Source organism: Paenibacillus sp. FSL W7-1287 (assembly GCF_038004245.1).
Lineage (GTDB): Bacteria > Bacillota > Bacilli > Paenibacillales > Paenibacillaceae > Pristimantibacillus > Pristimantibacillus camelliae.
In genome coordinates this window covers 596,853-611,938 of sequence record NZ_JBBORD010000002.1, presented here as the reverse complement: position 1 = coordinate 611,938, position 15,086 = coordinate 596,853, and the positions used below count along the sequence as shown (strand labels likewise).

Genomic DNA, 15,086 nt, shown 5'->3' with positions numbered 1-15,086 from the left:
GCAATCATATGATTTCAATAGATTTAGTAGACATGAAGCTTGCGGCATATGATACCAGATACTAGAGGATGCCTGACCACACGATGGAGCGAGGAAGCAAAACGGATTCATGCGTGTAGCCTTGCTGAGAAGGAACGAAAAATACGAATACAAGCTGTTCAACAGGATCAATATATAGCCCGCTATGTCCAAAGCCTTCATGAGAATAGGTGCCTTTCGAGCAAAGATCATAGTGTTCTAGCGACCAACCGAGCCCATAGGGATAGTTTTTATGATTGCTGCCCCAGCCTTGATGAGGAACATTGTGTAGGTGATTCGTGGTTTGCAGCTGGACTGCACGGGGAGATAGAATGCGCTTACCATTATACTGTCCGCCATTCAGCATCATCTGGCCGAAAATCCACAGATCATCCAGCGTTGAGTATAAGCCATTACCAGCTTTCGGTGGATCGTCGTCACTTGCTAGATTTGAACGAGAAAGCTCTTCCTCCTGCCAGCTGCTCGTAACACACACTTCATCGTGCATTGCCTCTGGCACCGTAAAGAAGGTGCGACTCATGCCAAGCGGCTGCAAAATTTCATCATATATGTATTGCTCAAAGGATTTACCCGATACGGCTGCAATAATTGCACCAAGCAACGCGTAAGCGCTCGTTGAATATATCCACTCCTTACCAGGCATTCGTTGTAGTGGTCCCGCCAAGATCACTTTCTTCCAGTTGATTGATGGATCTTGCTTGCGAATCTCTTCTGCCGTCCACTCGAACCAAGGTAGTCCATATGGCTCGTTGTAAAACCCTGGGTCTCCATTTAAACCAGAGGTATGGGTTAGCAAATGAAATATGGTAATCTGTCGATGCTTATCGTTATCCATCTCGGGTAATATACTGCTAGCCGACTGATGAAGGTACAATAAACCACGGTCAATGAGTTGTCCGATAGCCACTGCCGTAAACGCTTTCGTGATGGAATAAACCTTGCGGATGGACTGAGGAAGCAGGTCTTGGCTGTCCGAAGCATACCGAAGCTTGCCCATCGCAGAGCGGGCGAAGATATGTCCGTTTTTGGAGATCAGATAGCTCGCGCCTTGCAATGTTCCGCGTTCAATCAGCTTCTCGTAGTGCTCATTCAGTGCTTCTAGCTTTTTTCTGTCATATCCTACATCCTCAGGCTTAGCATTCAAATTTCCATCATACATTGCTTGAAGCATATGATCCCCCCTAAAAATAAGATAATAAAATAAAAATTGGAATTACTTAGAAATTATATGTAAATCCTTCTATTCTGTCTAGCTCATTTTTTTATCGTGTGTAAGAATAGAACGCTTGGTTGTATCGCATGGTTCAATCGCTTGGTTGTCTTGCTTGCGTAAAAATAAAAAGGACAGCTTCAATATGCTGTCCTAAAAAATCTTTCTGGGTTATGCCTTTTTCACAAACTCACTTTTCAGCTTCATTGCTCCAAAGCCGTCGATTTTACAATCAATATTATGATCACCGTCGATCAATCTAATATTTTTAACCTTCGTACCAATTTTCAAGGTAGAAGAACTGCCCTTCACCTTTAAGTCTTTTATTATCGTGATCGTATCTCCATCCTGAAGTAGATTGCCATTCGCATCGTGCACGACTAGCTCATCACCAGCTTGCTGATCGTTAGCAGGCGACCATTCATGTGCACATTCAGGACAGATAAGCAGTGTGCCATCCTCATACGTGTAGATGGAATTACATTTCGGACAATTTGGTAAATTCGTTGACATAGCGATTCTCCATTTCTATCAATATTGGTCCAAATCATAGTGGACGATATAAGTCCCTATCGTAGCTGATGAATCGCGAATTGTCAAAACTCAAGCCATAATAGCAAAATTATGTAAAAATACAGCTGCTAGCCTCAAAGCTTGAGGTAAGCAGCTGTAGCTGTGTAGTACTATTTAATCCATTCTTTAAATGCTTCAGCGGGTGCTTTCTCTGTATTGAACTCCTTGCCTACAATAGGTGCTAGCTTCTCCAGATCCTTAAGCAATGCAGCGAATTGATCTGGGAACAACGATTGAACACCATCCCCAGTCATTGAATTGTCTGGATCCGTATGCATCTCAATAATTAAGCCGTTCGCACCAGCAGCAAGTGATGCCTTACTCATCGGCTCTACAAGCTCGCGTCGACCTGTTCCATGGCTCGGGTCAGAGATAACTGGCAGATGACTTAATGATTGAAGCACTGGAATGGCAGATAGATCTAGCGTATTTCGAGTATACGTTTCGAATGTGCGAATACCACGCTCACACAGCATGACGTTTGGATTGCCACCAGCTAGAATATACTCTGCTGCGTTCAAAAACTCATCATAAGTAGCACTAAATCCGCGCTTCAGCAGCACAGGCGTTTGAATCGTACCTAGCTTGCGCAACAGATCGAAGTTTTGCATATTGCGCGTACCAACCTGCAATATGTCAGCATACTGTGCACATACATCCACATATTCTGGCGTCATCACCTCAGTGATCGTAAGCAGCCCGTGCTTTTTCCCTGCTTCTGCCATCATCTCTAAACCTTCAACACCAATTCCTTGGAAGCTGTAAGGTCCTGTTCTTGGCTTGAAAGCACCACCACGCAGCACTTGGCCACCAGCAGCTTTTACTAGTCTAGCAATCTCATCGATTTGCTCAGGGCTTTCAACCGCACAAGGTCCGCCCATCACTACGACATGACTACCGCCAATTTTTACACCGTTAATCTCAATAACCGTATCATTTGGATGAAAATCGCGACTTGCCAGCTTGTAGGATTTTGAGATTTTAATGACATTCTCAACGCCGCGCATCGATTTTAATTGTTCTCCGAGCTGAGGATCTGCTTGCCCAATAATACCAATAACTGTCCGATCAGTTCCTTTAGAGATATGGGCCTTCATCCCATCTCTACGCTCGATAAACTGTACAATTTCCTGCAATCTTTCTTCTGGTACATTATTTTTTGTAATAACGATCATATTATTTCTCTCCTTTACTTCGGCAACTGTACTTACTTATATCAGCCTATGTGTATAACACATAACACTTTCACGCTTATACGCTTTAATGCTTATGCGCTTCGACGCTTTTATGCTTTTATCTAATAAAGTAATCATAATCGCTTCCCTTGCAAATGTCAACCATAAAAAGGCCTGCAATAAAAAAAGCATAAGCCTAGTTGTATTCTAGACTTATGCCTTAATCTTAGGAAATAATATTATTTCGTTTTAATTTTTGGTAAAATCTTCTCCATATTAACCGTACGTGTAATCGGCCAGGTAGATGGATCGTCATGCTCATACTGTGCTAAATAATCGATAACTTCCTTCGTTAATGCAGTAGGCGTCGATGCACCGGACGTAACAGCGACCCGATCAATGCCCTTCAACCATTCCTGCTTCAGCTCCGACAGATCAGCAATGCGGTAAGCTTTAACACCAGCAATCTCCTCTGATACTTGAGCTAGACGATTAGAGTTGTTGCTACGAGGATCACCGACTACGATACATAGCTGTGCCTCTCCAGCTTGGTTAGCAACTGCTTCCTGACGCACCTGTGTTGCTAAGCATATCTCATTATGCACTTCAGCATGCGGGAACTTTTCCTTTAGCTTTTCAATAATATGACGGATATCCCATTGCGACATCGTCGTTTGATTCGTAATAAGAAGCGGAACATCGGAGCTAAAGCTTAAGCTCGCAATTTCATCCTCTTTTTCAATCAAGTGAACCATGTCCGGCGCCACACCAATTGCGCCCTCTGGCTCGGGATGACCTTTCTTACCGATATAAATGGTATGGAAGCCCTCTTCACTTTTCTCTCTAATGATATCATGAGTTTTTGTGACGTCTGGGCATGTTGCATCGATAACCGTCAGGCCCTTTTCACGTGCTTTTTTACGAACCTCAGGCGATACACCGTGAGCTGTAAAAATAACGGTACCTGTTTCGATTTGATCTAATATTTCAAGACGATTCGGTCCATCCAGTGTAATTACACCTTCCGTCTCGAATGCCTCAGTGACATGAGCATTATGAACAATCATTCCAAGAATATAAATCGGTCTTGGCAAATTTTGATTTTTTGCCGTTTGCAGAGCAAGTACCATAGCATCAACAACACCATAGCAATAGCCGCGCGGAGATATTTTAACGATTTCCAATCTTTGCACCTACTCTCTATACAATGCTTGTCTTGCAACATTCTGCTTAAAATGTAAAATAAGTGTTCAAAAAGTTCAGCTTTCAGCACCGAGAAGGTTGAAAGAAGCTAGAGATTGAGAAGCGCAGCGTACGTTATTAGTACGAGAGCATCGGAAATCTCGGCTGAATTCAAGATTCGATGTCGAATAAGCTTTCAGTGCTACTTCGTGATCAAAGTTGGACTTTTTGAACTTCCTCTTAAGCAGTCTGTTCTAACCATTATAGCCCATTGTCCCGCTTAGGAAAAGTCTATCGGCAGCCAGATGGTGAATGTCGAGCCTTTTCCTTCCTCAGTCGTTACCTCAATGCTGCCTTGATGCTCATCTAAAATCCACTTTGCAATGGCAAGACCGAGCCCTGTACCAGCTGTTACACCGCGTGATTCATCCGCCCGATAGAAGCGGTCAAATATATGCGGCACCTGCTCTGGATTCATACCTAGACCCGTATCGCTTATTATCCAGGCCATATAATCATCCTTGCGTACAGCGTTCAATGTAACGGTACCCTCTGGCGTATACTTGAATCCATTCTCAATGAAGATGAACAGCAGCTGCTGTAGATAATCCTCATTACCGTGTACCGCTACATCCTTAAGTGGACTAAGATCGCCAACCTCCCAGCTTGCTTGTCGTGGCAACAGCTGCGCACGTCGGACAACCGCTTCCGTTAAGGAATAGACGTCAACTCTCTCCTTTTCCATAACATAGCCCGCGTCAGCACGTGCTAGTGCCAGCAAATCATTCACAAGCGTTGACATGCGTTTAGCTTCTGCTGATATGTCTGTCATCGCTTCCTGTGACAGCGCAAAATGATTCTCCGATATTGGAATGATGCTGTTCACAGCGTTATCTAGCTGAGCTTGATCCTTCGTTTGCGACCACATCTTTTCTAGCAAATCAATATTGCCTCTAATCGTAGTTAATGGCGTACGCAGCTCGTGCGAAGCATCCGAGACGAAGCGGCGTTGTGCTTTATATGCTTCATCCAGTTCGTTGTAGGCCTTCTCTAGTCTTGATAGCATCAGATTAAGAGTATCGACTAAGGTTCCGATCTCATCCTTTACAGGCGGGTCAGCAATACGCACACTGAGATCAGAGCCGCGCTCGATGCTTCTTGTCGCATCGATTACTTTCTCAATCGGGCGCAGTGCTTGGCGCGCAATAATCATTCCGATTGAAAAGGCTACGAGCACGGTGACAATCGAAGCAAGCAGTAAGCTATTCAACAGCCCTTTTAGAAATTGCTCCTCATTGTATGGAATGGCTCCGACCTGTAGCAGCCCGACTAGCTCATCTTGAATGTGCAGTGGTCTCTGATACGTAATCATATTGTATTTTTTAGATCCGATAACGACCTGTGTCTCAACAAAACCAATCTGAGGTGATGATGCTGCATCTTGATAGGGAATATGCATATCCTGCTCAATAAGGTTACTTGATCGACGTATCAATCCGTTGCTGTAATTTACGAGCTGCACATACATATCCTTGCCCTCTATCCGTGACTGCCGATCAAGATTAAGATCAAGCGAATTAAAGAAGGATGTCCCAACAATATTCAGCTTTTCATTTTGCGCACGAACCTGATCCTTTAGCTCGGAATACGTATTCCAGCTTATAAAAAAGTAAACAATACCACCAAAAATCAACAAAGCTCCTGCAAGCATTGCAGAATACCATAGCGTTAGTCTTAATCGCAGTGACAATGCTCTAACCTGCCTCTCCTTTAAGCACATAGCCTGTGCCGCGCACCGTTACAATAATACGTCGTAATCCGCCTTCCTCAAGCTTTTGACGGAGCATCGCAATGTATACCTCAAGTACGTTCGATTCACCGCTAAAATCAAAGCCCCATATCTTTTCCATAATCATATCACGAGTCAACACCCGCTTCGGGTTTTGCATAAACAGCAGCAGCAGCTCATATTCCTTCGAGGTCAGCTCAATGCGTCGGCCTGCGCGAATCGCTTCCCTTGCATCTAGATCCAGCACTAGATCCTCGAATGCTAACACGCTCTCCTCTTTATCCGTGCGTTCCACCTTACGCCTAAACAGTGCTCTTGCTCGAGCAAGCAGTTCCTCCAGCGCAAAGGGCTTTACAACATAATCATCCGCTCCAAGATCGAGACCCTTCACTCGATCTGAGATTTCGTCCTTCGCCGTTAGCATCAGAATAGGAACCTGACTGCCGCTTTCGCGAATGCGACGACAGACCTCCATCCCGTCTATGTAGGGCATCATGATATCTAGAATAACGAGGTCTGGCTCCTTCTGCATAAAGCTCTTCAAGCCATCTGCTCCATTATTAGCAATGGTTACCTCATATCCTTCAAATGCCAACGAGCGACGAAGCATTGATGTAATCCGATCATCATCATCAACAACCAATATCGATTGTCTCATCATAGTTCCTCCTCTATTCGGTCATACTCTAGTTAGAACAAGAAACGCAGAGTTTCACTCCCTGCGTTTCTCGGTTCGTTACATATCTATCAAACTATTCTAAGCCAAACTCGTTCTTATCGCCAATTTCAATTGGAAGCTGCAAGGTTTGACCATTGCGAATGACCGTTAGCTCTATAACGTCACCGATCTCTTGTGACACAATAATTTGTTTCAGCTCGTCTGTATTTCTAATTTTTTTGCCATCTACTTCGGTAATAACATCATATTGCTTCAAGTCACCCTTATATGCTGGAGAGTTGTAAGCTACACTCCGGACGATGGTACCTTCCTTGCTGCTCAACTGGAGCTGCTCGATCAAGCCATCCGTTAAATCCTGCAGGTCCACACCGATAAATGGTGCTGGCTTCTCAGGAATCGGCTCATTGTTTTTCAGCGCATCCAATACCTCAGTAATGGTAGAGGTCGGAATGGCAAAGCCAATGCCCTGCGCTGTTGAGCTTACCGCTGTATTAATGCCGATTACTTCACCATTCATATTAAGCAGCGGACCGCCAGAGTTACCTGGATTAATTGAAGCATCTGTTTGCAGTAGATGCTCATAGTTTCGCACTCCGTTCGAATCAGGAATATCGATTGGGCGCTCCTTCGCACTAATGACACCGACTGTTAATGTATGATCGAAGCCATATGGATTACCGATTGCAATTACCCAGTCTCCAATTTTCGTATTTTCAGAGTTACCAAGCGGCAATACTGGGAACGGCTTATCACTTTCTACCTTTAAGACAGCGAGATCAAGCTCATAGCTTTCGCCAAGCAATGTTGCAACAAGCGGCTCATCATAGCCTTCAACGATAACTCGTATCTCATCAGAATCTGCAATAACGTGCTGATTCGTTAAGATATAGCCGTCTGCCTCGAAGAAGAAGCCTGTTCCCATGCCGGACTGCTCTAGCTCATTAGAATTTTGATCCTCTGTACCTGGAATATTATTGCCAAAAAACTGTCTGAAGAAAGGATCATTGAATAACGAATTGGAGCTGCTTCTTGATCGTTTGGAGAACGTTTCTATTTTAACTACTGCAGGACTTGCTGTGTTGAATAGTTCTGCGATATTGTCTGGTCGATCCATCATCAACGAAGTCGCTGTATTCGTTGTACCACTACTGCTTGAGCTTCCACCAGTATTAGTTACATCGCTTTTGTAGCTATTCTGCGTTGAGATCACATCCTTCGAGAACCAGTTCTGCACATCAGCGGTATACATAAGCAAGCCCACCGCAACTACGCCTGCCATAAAGGATAAAAACATCTTGCCGAATCCACTAGAGCTTCGTTTCTCCTTCTTGGCAGATAATGGATCACCTCCGCCACTTGTTGTAAATGGACGATAGGCTGATTGGTTAGGCTGCGGAGATGTAGCGCCGTAAATCCCGCTGCCTTCATATGTTTCACTACTACGAGGATAAGCTGCAGCCTGTTGATGATTAGTCGGTTGCTGCACCGCTTCCATCGGCCGTGTATTCCCATACGAGTAGTAGGTTGGTCCACTCGGTCTTTGTTGATCACTGCTATGATCGACAATAGGTGTAAATTGCGCATCCTCTGTGGAAGTTCTATTGTCACCTGCGCGATATTCACGCTCTTTATGAGAGCTATCCGTATGCTCGAATGGCTCTTTGCTAAAGGACTGGCCGTCTTTATAGTATTGATCATTTTCGTTGCTCATAGCATAACTCCTCCTGTCTATATCAAGCAATCATCGCGTTTTTGATATCTCTATCTTGCACAATGTACCTTAAAACAAACTTAAAAAAATCTAAAAATAATATAAATAAAAATCCGCATTTCGCGCCTTCAGCGAATTACGGATTGATTCTCATTTTAGTTAGATTATTTATTCGCCCATCCTTTACGATGTGCAAGCACTGCTAGCTGTGTTCGATCCTCTAGCTCGCATTTCATTAACAGATTGCTGACGTGTGTCTTTACTGTCTTAATACTAATATGGAGCTCATCAGCAATTTCTTTATTGGACAAGCCGTCAGCGACAAGCAGCAGCACCTCGCGTTCTCGCTCCGTAAAGCCTTCGTCGCCTTGTTGACTACGCTGTACGCGAAGCCCACGTGTTAAGGACTGGGAGACCTCTGCAGACATAACGGGCATCCCCTTCAATGCGCCCTTAATAGCAAAGATAAGCTCTTCAGCTGATACGGTTTTCAGCACATAGCTGATTGCACCTGCTTCAATTGAGGAATACACCTTATCATCTTCCAGAAAGCTAGTAAGCATGACAATTTTTATATTCGGGTACTTCTCACTAATTGCTTTCGTCGCTTCAATTCCATTCATAATCGGCATCATTAAGTCCATTAAGATGAGATCTGGCAGCTGCTCACTGCTGCTTAAATAAGCTAATGCCTCTTCACCGTTGCCCGCTTCTGCTACGACGCGGAATGACTGCTCCAGCATTAAATAAGTTTTCAAACCTAAACGTACCATATCATGATCATCGACGATCATTATGTTAACAACCTGATCCATGCTATAGCTTCGGCTCCTTCTCTATTAATTTCGGAATCGTTACCTTTACGATCGTGCCTCGGCCTTCCTTGCTAATAATATCCGTATCACCGCTCAGCTTCTGTGCGCGCTCCTGCATCGTTGATAACCCATATGATTTTCTAGTAAGTGCTTCTTGCTTAAAGCCGATTCCATCGTCCTCTAATGTAACAATTACTCGATGCTCCGTCTCATAAAGCGTTAGCTGACAGCTTTTGCACTGCGCATGCTTTACAACGTTGGCCATCGCTTCTTGAATAATTAAAAACAGCTGGTGCTCCTTCGCGTCTGTCAGCTCCGACTGTATTCGGTAGTCCAGTCTACCTTGTATATTATTCTGTCTACAATAATCAGGATACCAGTAATGCAGCGCTTCGGACAAGCTTCGATTTTCCAGCTCCATGGGACGAAGATGCGCAATAAACTTACGCATTTGCTGCTGTGCATTACTCGACATCGTTACGAGCTGTTTCATCACTTCATTCGCATGCTCAGGATTAACTTCCTGTAGCTTTTGCAGCGAGGAGGCGCTCATATGAATAGCAAACAGCTGCTGACTGACGCTGTCATGCAGATCACGCGCCAGCCTTTTTCTCTCTTCGAACACTGCAGCCTCTACACTCGCGGCCTCCTGTAAAACCTTGGCTTCTCCAAGCACCTGAATGTAGGCAAGCTTCTGCTCGGTTTGCTCTAGAAAGTCATTGAATTGTCGATACCATGCCTCATAAGGGTCGCCTTCATCATACTGTACTCTCGCAGAATAGTCACCGTTATATGCATTTTTAAGTGTATACTCTAGTTTTTCTAGTGCTGCACGCTCATTGCGTATAAGCAGTTTTGCAAGAATCGCACTTACAATGACTGAAAGGAACAATACAATCATAATAAGTGTGAGCCAATTCACTAGTGGCTGCAGCAGTACAAAGCTTACAACAGCGAATACTGCGGTCAGCACTCCGACCATAATAGAATGAAGGTTTAATCCTAGATTGCCTATAATCAGCCTGCTGTTTTTACTCATTGTTACCCTACCTTTTTCACTTTTGCATCGCCAATAAAAGTAGATACTGTAATTAGAATTCTGCGTTCACATTCATGATATTGAGGCGTGCTCATTTCGGAAGAGCGTAGAATGCCTGATTCCTTCTGATCAATAAGCTTCGTGTCGCCTAAAAATGCACTCATCTGAACCGATACCCCTAGTGTCACATCGTTCGGGACAAAGATTTTCACATCCCCAATAAATGCTGAAATTTGAATACGAGTCTCACCGTAAGGAATATGCGCTTTCGATAAGTCGATGGTCATATCTCCAATGAATGCAGACAAATTCATCGGTCTAAGCTCCCAGTGCTGCTTACCATAGTGGATGTCACCAATAAAGACAGAACGATTTATCGTATCATAATCACTGGTATAGCTTTTTTTGTTCGTATTCGCTTCATGACCGTAGCTGTAGCTTTGACCGGTATGGCTAGAAGCTGTCGATGAGCCGTAGGTATAGCTTTGCTTCGATTCAGCCTTCGCTTGCTGATCAACGTTAACAGACGAAAACGGTTCATCCATCGGTGGCGGTGGAGGCGGAGCTACATTCGGATTATAATAATCCCATTGCTGTTCTTGCTGCTTTTCATCCTGCTTCTTAGAGCTGCGAATCATCTGCAAGCCATGCATAATGATCGCTGCGCCAACTAAGACTAGAATTAGCTTGCCAAGGCTAAATGAAACAATGCCTAGCTGTTTCGTAATAAACCAGCCGCCAACAGCGATAATTATTACCGCAACCCCATACTTATCAAAAAAAGATCTTTTCATCGGAATTCTCCTTTACATTCTTATCGTTACTGCTCCATAGCTAGCTGTTAGCTGCATGACCAGTGTTAGATTCAGTGAGCCTTTTCTATATTCAAAGTATAGCGCAGCTTACGATTCTCTATAAGCGACGTAGGATTGAAGTTGTCTCGGTCTGTAGACCGAGATGTTAAGAGGTAAGGCCATGTAGATCAATTTAATCATCCAAGTGCAAGGTTAAACCAAATAAATCTCGTATCAGATACAAATTCTCAACAAAAAAGTCATCAGCACCTCCGTATTGGTATGTATTAAGCAAACCAGCAGGAGTGAACCAATGACTCATTTAATTTTAATGGAAGCTTGAAAATATTGCTACTATTGCAATCGCTAATTTGTTGAATCGTTAGCAGTTAGCTGCCAATCGTTAAATCAATACCTAGTACACCGACAATGCTATCGTCTTTATAGATAGGGACTGACAATGTCTGACACAAGCGCTTCGTAATGGCTGAAACATAATAGGTAGATTGATAGCTTTCCCCATTCATCGCTCGCTTCCACCACTCTCTTCCCTTCGCATTTAGCAAGCCTGCATCGGGAATTGATACGATAAACGAACCGTCCGCATGATTAGACCAGATCGCTTCGACCTCTGTTTCACTGCTTAGAAGAGCGCTCAATTGCTCATAATGCTCTTTTGGGTCGAGCGATGTAATTGAACTGCGACTCGCTACCTCAGTCAACCACTTGATCATTGCGTCTGTATTCGCGTTTGTCGCCTTCTTAACGACATCTATCTCTACACATTCGATTGCTTGCCTCAATTCGTTAGAAGCTTTCCCCATATTACTGCGTATACGATCGAGCTTATGAATTTGGGTACGCTGGGCTTCATTCATACTTACCGTATCCTTTACAGCAATTAATGTTTCATTGACATACTCTACAGCCTCCTGTAGACGAGTTGTCACATACGCGGTTTGAATCTTCTGACTATCACTCGATGCCTTCATATCGGAAACAAGCTGATCAACCTCAACGATACGTTCAGCGATCATATCCATTCGCTCGCAGCTCATCCCCATTTCCTGTACGCTTTGCTCTACGAAGGTGCGCTCCTGTGCCACTGCACTTGTCACAAGCTTAACGCCTTGTTCGATATGCGCAACAAACTCTGATGACTGCTTAACCGTAGCATTGCTTTGATCTGCTAGTCTACGAATTTCTTGTGCTACGACGGCAAAGCCTTTCCCATATTCACCAGCATGTGCTGCTTCTATTGAAGCATTTAGAGCAAGCAATGAGGTTTGTGACACAATTTGCTGAATTAGCTTGTTCAGCTCATATATTTTTGATGTATGTTCAATAAGTGAATTAATTTGCAGCGTCATGTCGAGGTTACTCTTTTGCAGCTGCTGCATTCTGCTTTCCATTTCAGTTAAAGACTTCTGCAGATCAAGCGTTACTTGCTTCGTTTCTGAGCTTTGATTCGTAAGATGCATCGCGCCATAGCTGATCTGATCTGCAGCGGCAGATACCTGCTGCAGGGAAGAAAACACCTCCGTAATTTTACTATTGGCCTGCTTACTGCAATTTGTTAATAAGCGCTCCTGCTGCTGGCTCTGATCAGTGATCGAGCTTAAATGTATCATTGCTTGATCCACTTCATCTACTGCCGCCACAAGCTGGTCGGAGATCACGATCGATTCATTATATAAGCCTTTCATCTGGTGAATGTAGCTATCCTGTTCAGCATCTCGCTTTTTTGACAATGAAAATACGTTAATCATATGTCACTCACTCCCACACCCTGCGTTATGTATAAGTCTTATACTACAATTTTACGCGCTATAATAGAGGTGCACAAGAAGGGTAAGTCATATTTATGTTATATTATATGACGTAATTTTTGCAGTAAAATACGTAAAAGCTTTCATAACGCAAAAAATCCACCCTTGCGGTACAAGTTCCAAGTACCCAAGGTGGATTTTCTCTTGCTGTAAGATCGACCGTGACACTGCCACCGGCTATTCTTTGCTTTTATGCAGCTAGAGTGCATATTCTCGTAATAGCTCCTCAGTCGTAAGCTCTTTCGCTTCTTGCTTCGTTACAAATTGGTCATTAGCCCAGCAATCTTTACACTTTTCTTCTGTTTCACAGCGATAGGCGTTTTCACAATGGTAGCAGTACATTAGTAAGTTTGTTGTTACTTGATCCGGTTTCATCTTCCTCACCTCAGATATCTTTGTTATGTCTTAAGTATATACTGTAGATTCATATATTTATGTGATTTTTTTCACATAACAAACATAAAACGAACTTGCGCTGGCACGTATCGTGCAGATCGAAGTTCGTTTTTTCGTTTCGTTGAGAGTGTACAGCTACCCGAAAATCTCTACATTATTTACTGTTCAGTTTTTCTGTTTTTTCAGCAGTCCCTGCATCCTCCTGCCATCTCATCGTATGCTCCAGGACAATGGACAAAAGTACACCTATAATAAATCCATTACTAACTAAAGGCTGAATAACTGATGGCAAGCTAGTAAACAGCTTAGGATCAGCCATCATAATGCTGACGCCTAACAAAACTGGTGCAGCGAAGCGATGCACAGTTACCGAGTTAAAAGCATAATCTCGGACACTTTTCAGTGCCGTACCAAACAGCTGCAAGTAAGCAACAAATAGCACTGCATTGCCAACCGTAATTGGAAGCTGTGCCAGCATCACCGCCAGGCCAGGAACAACACCAAGCGCGATGATCATCGCTCCTCCCCAATAATACGGCTTCTTCTCATAAATTTGAGTGCTTTCTAAGAAACCGATCGATGACGCAAATGGCGCATAGGCAACTAATCCAAACAAGGAGCCTATCATACTATATCCGCCTGTGAGCAGCATGGAATTGCGATAACGATTACGTTCCGGCGCCTCCTTATACAGGACCGCTGCCGCCTGTATTGACGCAAATGTATTACTCATATTAAGTAAGCAAGCAATAAATGTCATGATGACGATGCTGAGCTGCAGATTAGGCGTTCCAAGCGGAAAAAGTATCAACCCTCCACTACCTTGAGTCATAGATGCAATGGAACCCGCGTCAGGAAACAATAGCTTAAATATGGGCCAGCCTACGATAATGCCAATCAGCAACGAAAAGTTACTGATCAGACTATTCCCTCTAATTTTCAAAAATGCTACAAATATGACGATAACGAGTGAGAACAATGTAATGGTTACGTTCATTGTACCGTCATCTGCTACACTTATCATTCCGTCAAAGAATATGATAGCGAGCTGGATAGATAGCAGCATAAGAAAAACATTCATGACCATCGGTTTGAATATTTTATTAATAAATGACACCGCACCAAAAAGTGCTAGCAATATCGTTACTGCACCAGCTAGCAGCATGCCAGTCGCAATCCCGCCACCAACCTCCTTTAAGCTTAACCCAAGACTCGGTGCAGAAGCTCCAAGCGTAAGCATAACACCCCATATAATACCTGATGGACCTTCCAGCAGAGGATAACGGTGGCCAATCCAGCCTTGTAATATACAAGCAGCTCCAGTAACGACTAAGGAGGTGCGTAAGATGGAAACAATCTCACCGGTAGACAATTCAAAAGCTGCTCCTATGGAAATGGGCACGACGACAACATTAACAAAAATAAAGAACATCCATTGAATCGATGCAAAGAATGTTACTTTGTTATTACTAGGATTCATGACCTTTCTCTCTCTCCCCATTCTTAGATACCTGTCAAAAATTTTGTTTTTGCAACTTTTCCCCTTGCGTTTAATTTCCTTATCGTACCATAGAATATGAATAAGTTCATCTAACGTTTAAGAGGCGACCAGCCTCTGTGTAACAAAGATTGGTCGCCTCTATGCTAAGTAGTGCTGGGTAGATCTAAGTATATCTAATTAACGTTGTTGATTATTGTTGTGAAGCTTATTGTTTTGTTGCTGTTGTTGGTTGTTAACTTGTTGCTGATTGTTTTCTTGATTGTTCTGGTTGTTAAGCTCTTGTGCAAATTCAGCATTTTGGTTTTGATTGTTATTATTATTAAGCTGGTTTCTGTTTCGTTTAGCCATGTTTAT

The 15,086-nt window shown here is 43.4% G+C and carries 14 protein-coding genes; all 14 read right to left on the bottom strand.

Annotated features, from left to right (window positions below):
• Positions 1 to 61 precede the first annotated feature (61 nt).
• The 14 genes from NSQ99_RS22755 to NSQ99_RS22690 all read right to left on the bottom strand — a co-directional run bounded on the left by NSQ99_RS22755 (position 62) and on the right by NSQ99_RS22690 (position 15,080).
• Positions 62 to 1,210 carry a serine hydrolase domain-containing protein gene (locus NSQ99_RS22755; protein ID WP_340839198.1) on the bottom strand — a complete coding sequence of 383 codons (1,149 nt, stop codon included), beginning with the start codon at positions 1,208 to 1,210 and terminating at the stop codon, positions 62 to 64.
• A 210-nt stretch (positions 1,211 to 1,420) separates the two neighbouring features.
• Positions 1,421 to 1,762 carry a zinc ribbon domain-containing protein YjdM gene (locus tag NSQ99_RS22750; RefSeq protein WP_340839197.1) on the bottom strand — a complete coding sequence of 114 codons (342 nt, stop codon included), beginning with the start codon at positions 1,760 to 1,762 and terminating at the stop codon, positions 1,421 to 1,423.
• Positions 1,763 to 1,932: 170 nt separating this feature from the next.
• Positions 1,933 to 2,997 carry a 3-deoxy-7-phosphoheptulonate synthase gene (gene aroF, locus NSQ99_RS22745; RefSeq protein WP_251668575.1) on the bottom strand — a complete coding sequence of 355 codons (1,065 nt, stop codon included), beginning with the start codon at positions 2,995 to 2,997 and terminating at the stop codon, positions 1,933 to 1,935.
• Between the two features lie 239 nt (positions 2,998 to 3,236).
• A complete protein-coding gene (locus NSQ99_RS22740; RefSeq protein ID WP_251668573.1) occupies positions 3,237 to 4,181 on the bottom strand; it encodes a 4-hydroxy-3-methylbut-2-enyl diphosphate reductase in 945 nt (314 codons plus the stop codon).
• 278 nt (positions 4,182 to 4,459) lie between these two features.
• Positions 4,460 to 5,929: a sensor histidine kinase gene (locus NSQ99_RS22735; RefSeq protein WP_340839196.1), complete on the bottom strand. Its 1,470-nt coding sequence runs from the start codon at positions 5,927 to 5,929 to the stop codon at positions 4,460 to 4,462.
• 4 nt (positions 5,930 to 5,933) lie between these two features.
• A complete protein-coding gene (locus NSQ99_RS22730) occupies positions 5,934 to 6,626 on the bottom strand; it encodes a response regulator transcription factor (protein WP_340839237.1) in 693 nt (230 codons plus the stop codon).
• Between the two features lie 94 nt (positions 6,627 to 6,720).
• Positions 6,721 to 8,358: a S1C family serine protease gene (locus NSQ99_RS22725; protein ID WP_251668569.1), complete on the bottom strand. Its 1,638-nt coding sequence runs from the start codon at positions 8,356 to 8,358 to the stop codon at positions 6,721 to 6,723.
• 164 nt (positions 8,359 to 8,522) lie between these two features.
• Entirely contained in the window at positions 8,523 to 9,173 is a 651-nt protein-coding gene (locus NSQ99_RS22720; RefSeq protein WP_251668567.1) for a response regulator, read from the bottom strand.
• A gap of 1 nt (position 9,174) precedes the next feature.
• Positions 9,175 to 10,212, bottom strand: a complete 1,038-nt coding sequence (locus NSQ99_RS22715) for a sensor histidine kinase (protein WP_340839195.1) — start codon at positions 10,210 to 10,212, stop codon at positions 9,175 to 9,177.
• Positions 10,213 to 10,214: 2 nt separating this feature from the next.
• On the bottom strand, positions 10,215 to 11,006 hold the full coding sequence (gene liaF, locus NSQ99_RS22710; RefSeq protein ID WP_340839194.1) for a cell wall-active antibiotics response protein LiaF: 792 nt from the start codon (positions 11,004 to 11,006) through the stop codon (positions 10,215 to 10,217).
• Between the two features lie 389 nt (positions 11,007 to 11,395).
• Positions 11,396 to 12,775, bottom strand: coding sequence for a methyl-accepting chemotaxis protein (locus tag NSQ99_RS22705; RefSeq protein ID WP_340839193.1), 1,380 nt, complete (start codon positions 12,773 to 12,775; stop codon positions 11,396 to 11,398).
• A gap of 258 nt (positions 12,776 to 13,033) precedes the next feature.
• Positions 13,034 to 13,210 carry a hypothetical protein gene (locus NSQ99_RS22700; protein ID WP_340839192.1) on the bottom strand — a complete coding sequence of 59 codons (177 nt, stop codon included), beginning with the start codon at positions 13,208 to 13,210 and terminating at the stop codon, positions 13,034 to 13,036.
• 175 nt (positions 13,211 to 13,385) lie between these two features.
• On the bottom strand, positions 13,386 to 14,711 hold the full coding sequence (locus NSQ99_RS22695) for a uracil/xanthine transporter (RefSeq protein ID WP_340839191.1): 1,326 nt from the start codon (positions 14,709 to 14,711) through the stop codon (positions 13,386 to 13,388).
• Positions 14,712 to 14,909: 198 nt separating this feature from the next.
• The gene (locus tag NSQ99_RS22690) at positions 14,910 to 15,080 is read right to left on the bottom strand and encodes a hypothetical protein (protein WP_251668558.1); all 171 of its coding nucleotides are present in this window, start codon (positions 15,078 to 15,080) and stop codon (positions 14,910 to 14,912) included.
• Positions 15,081 to 15,086: the final 6 nt, after the last annotated feature.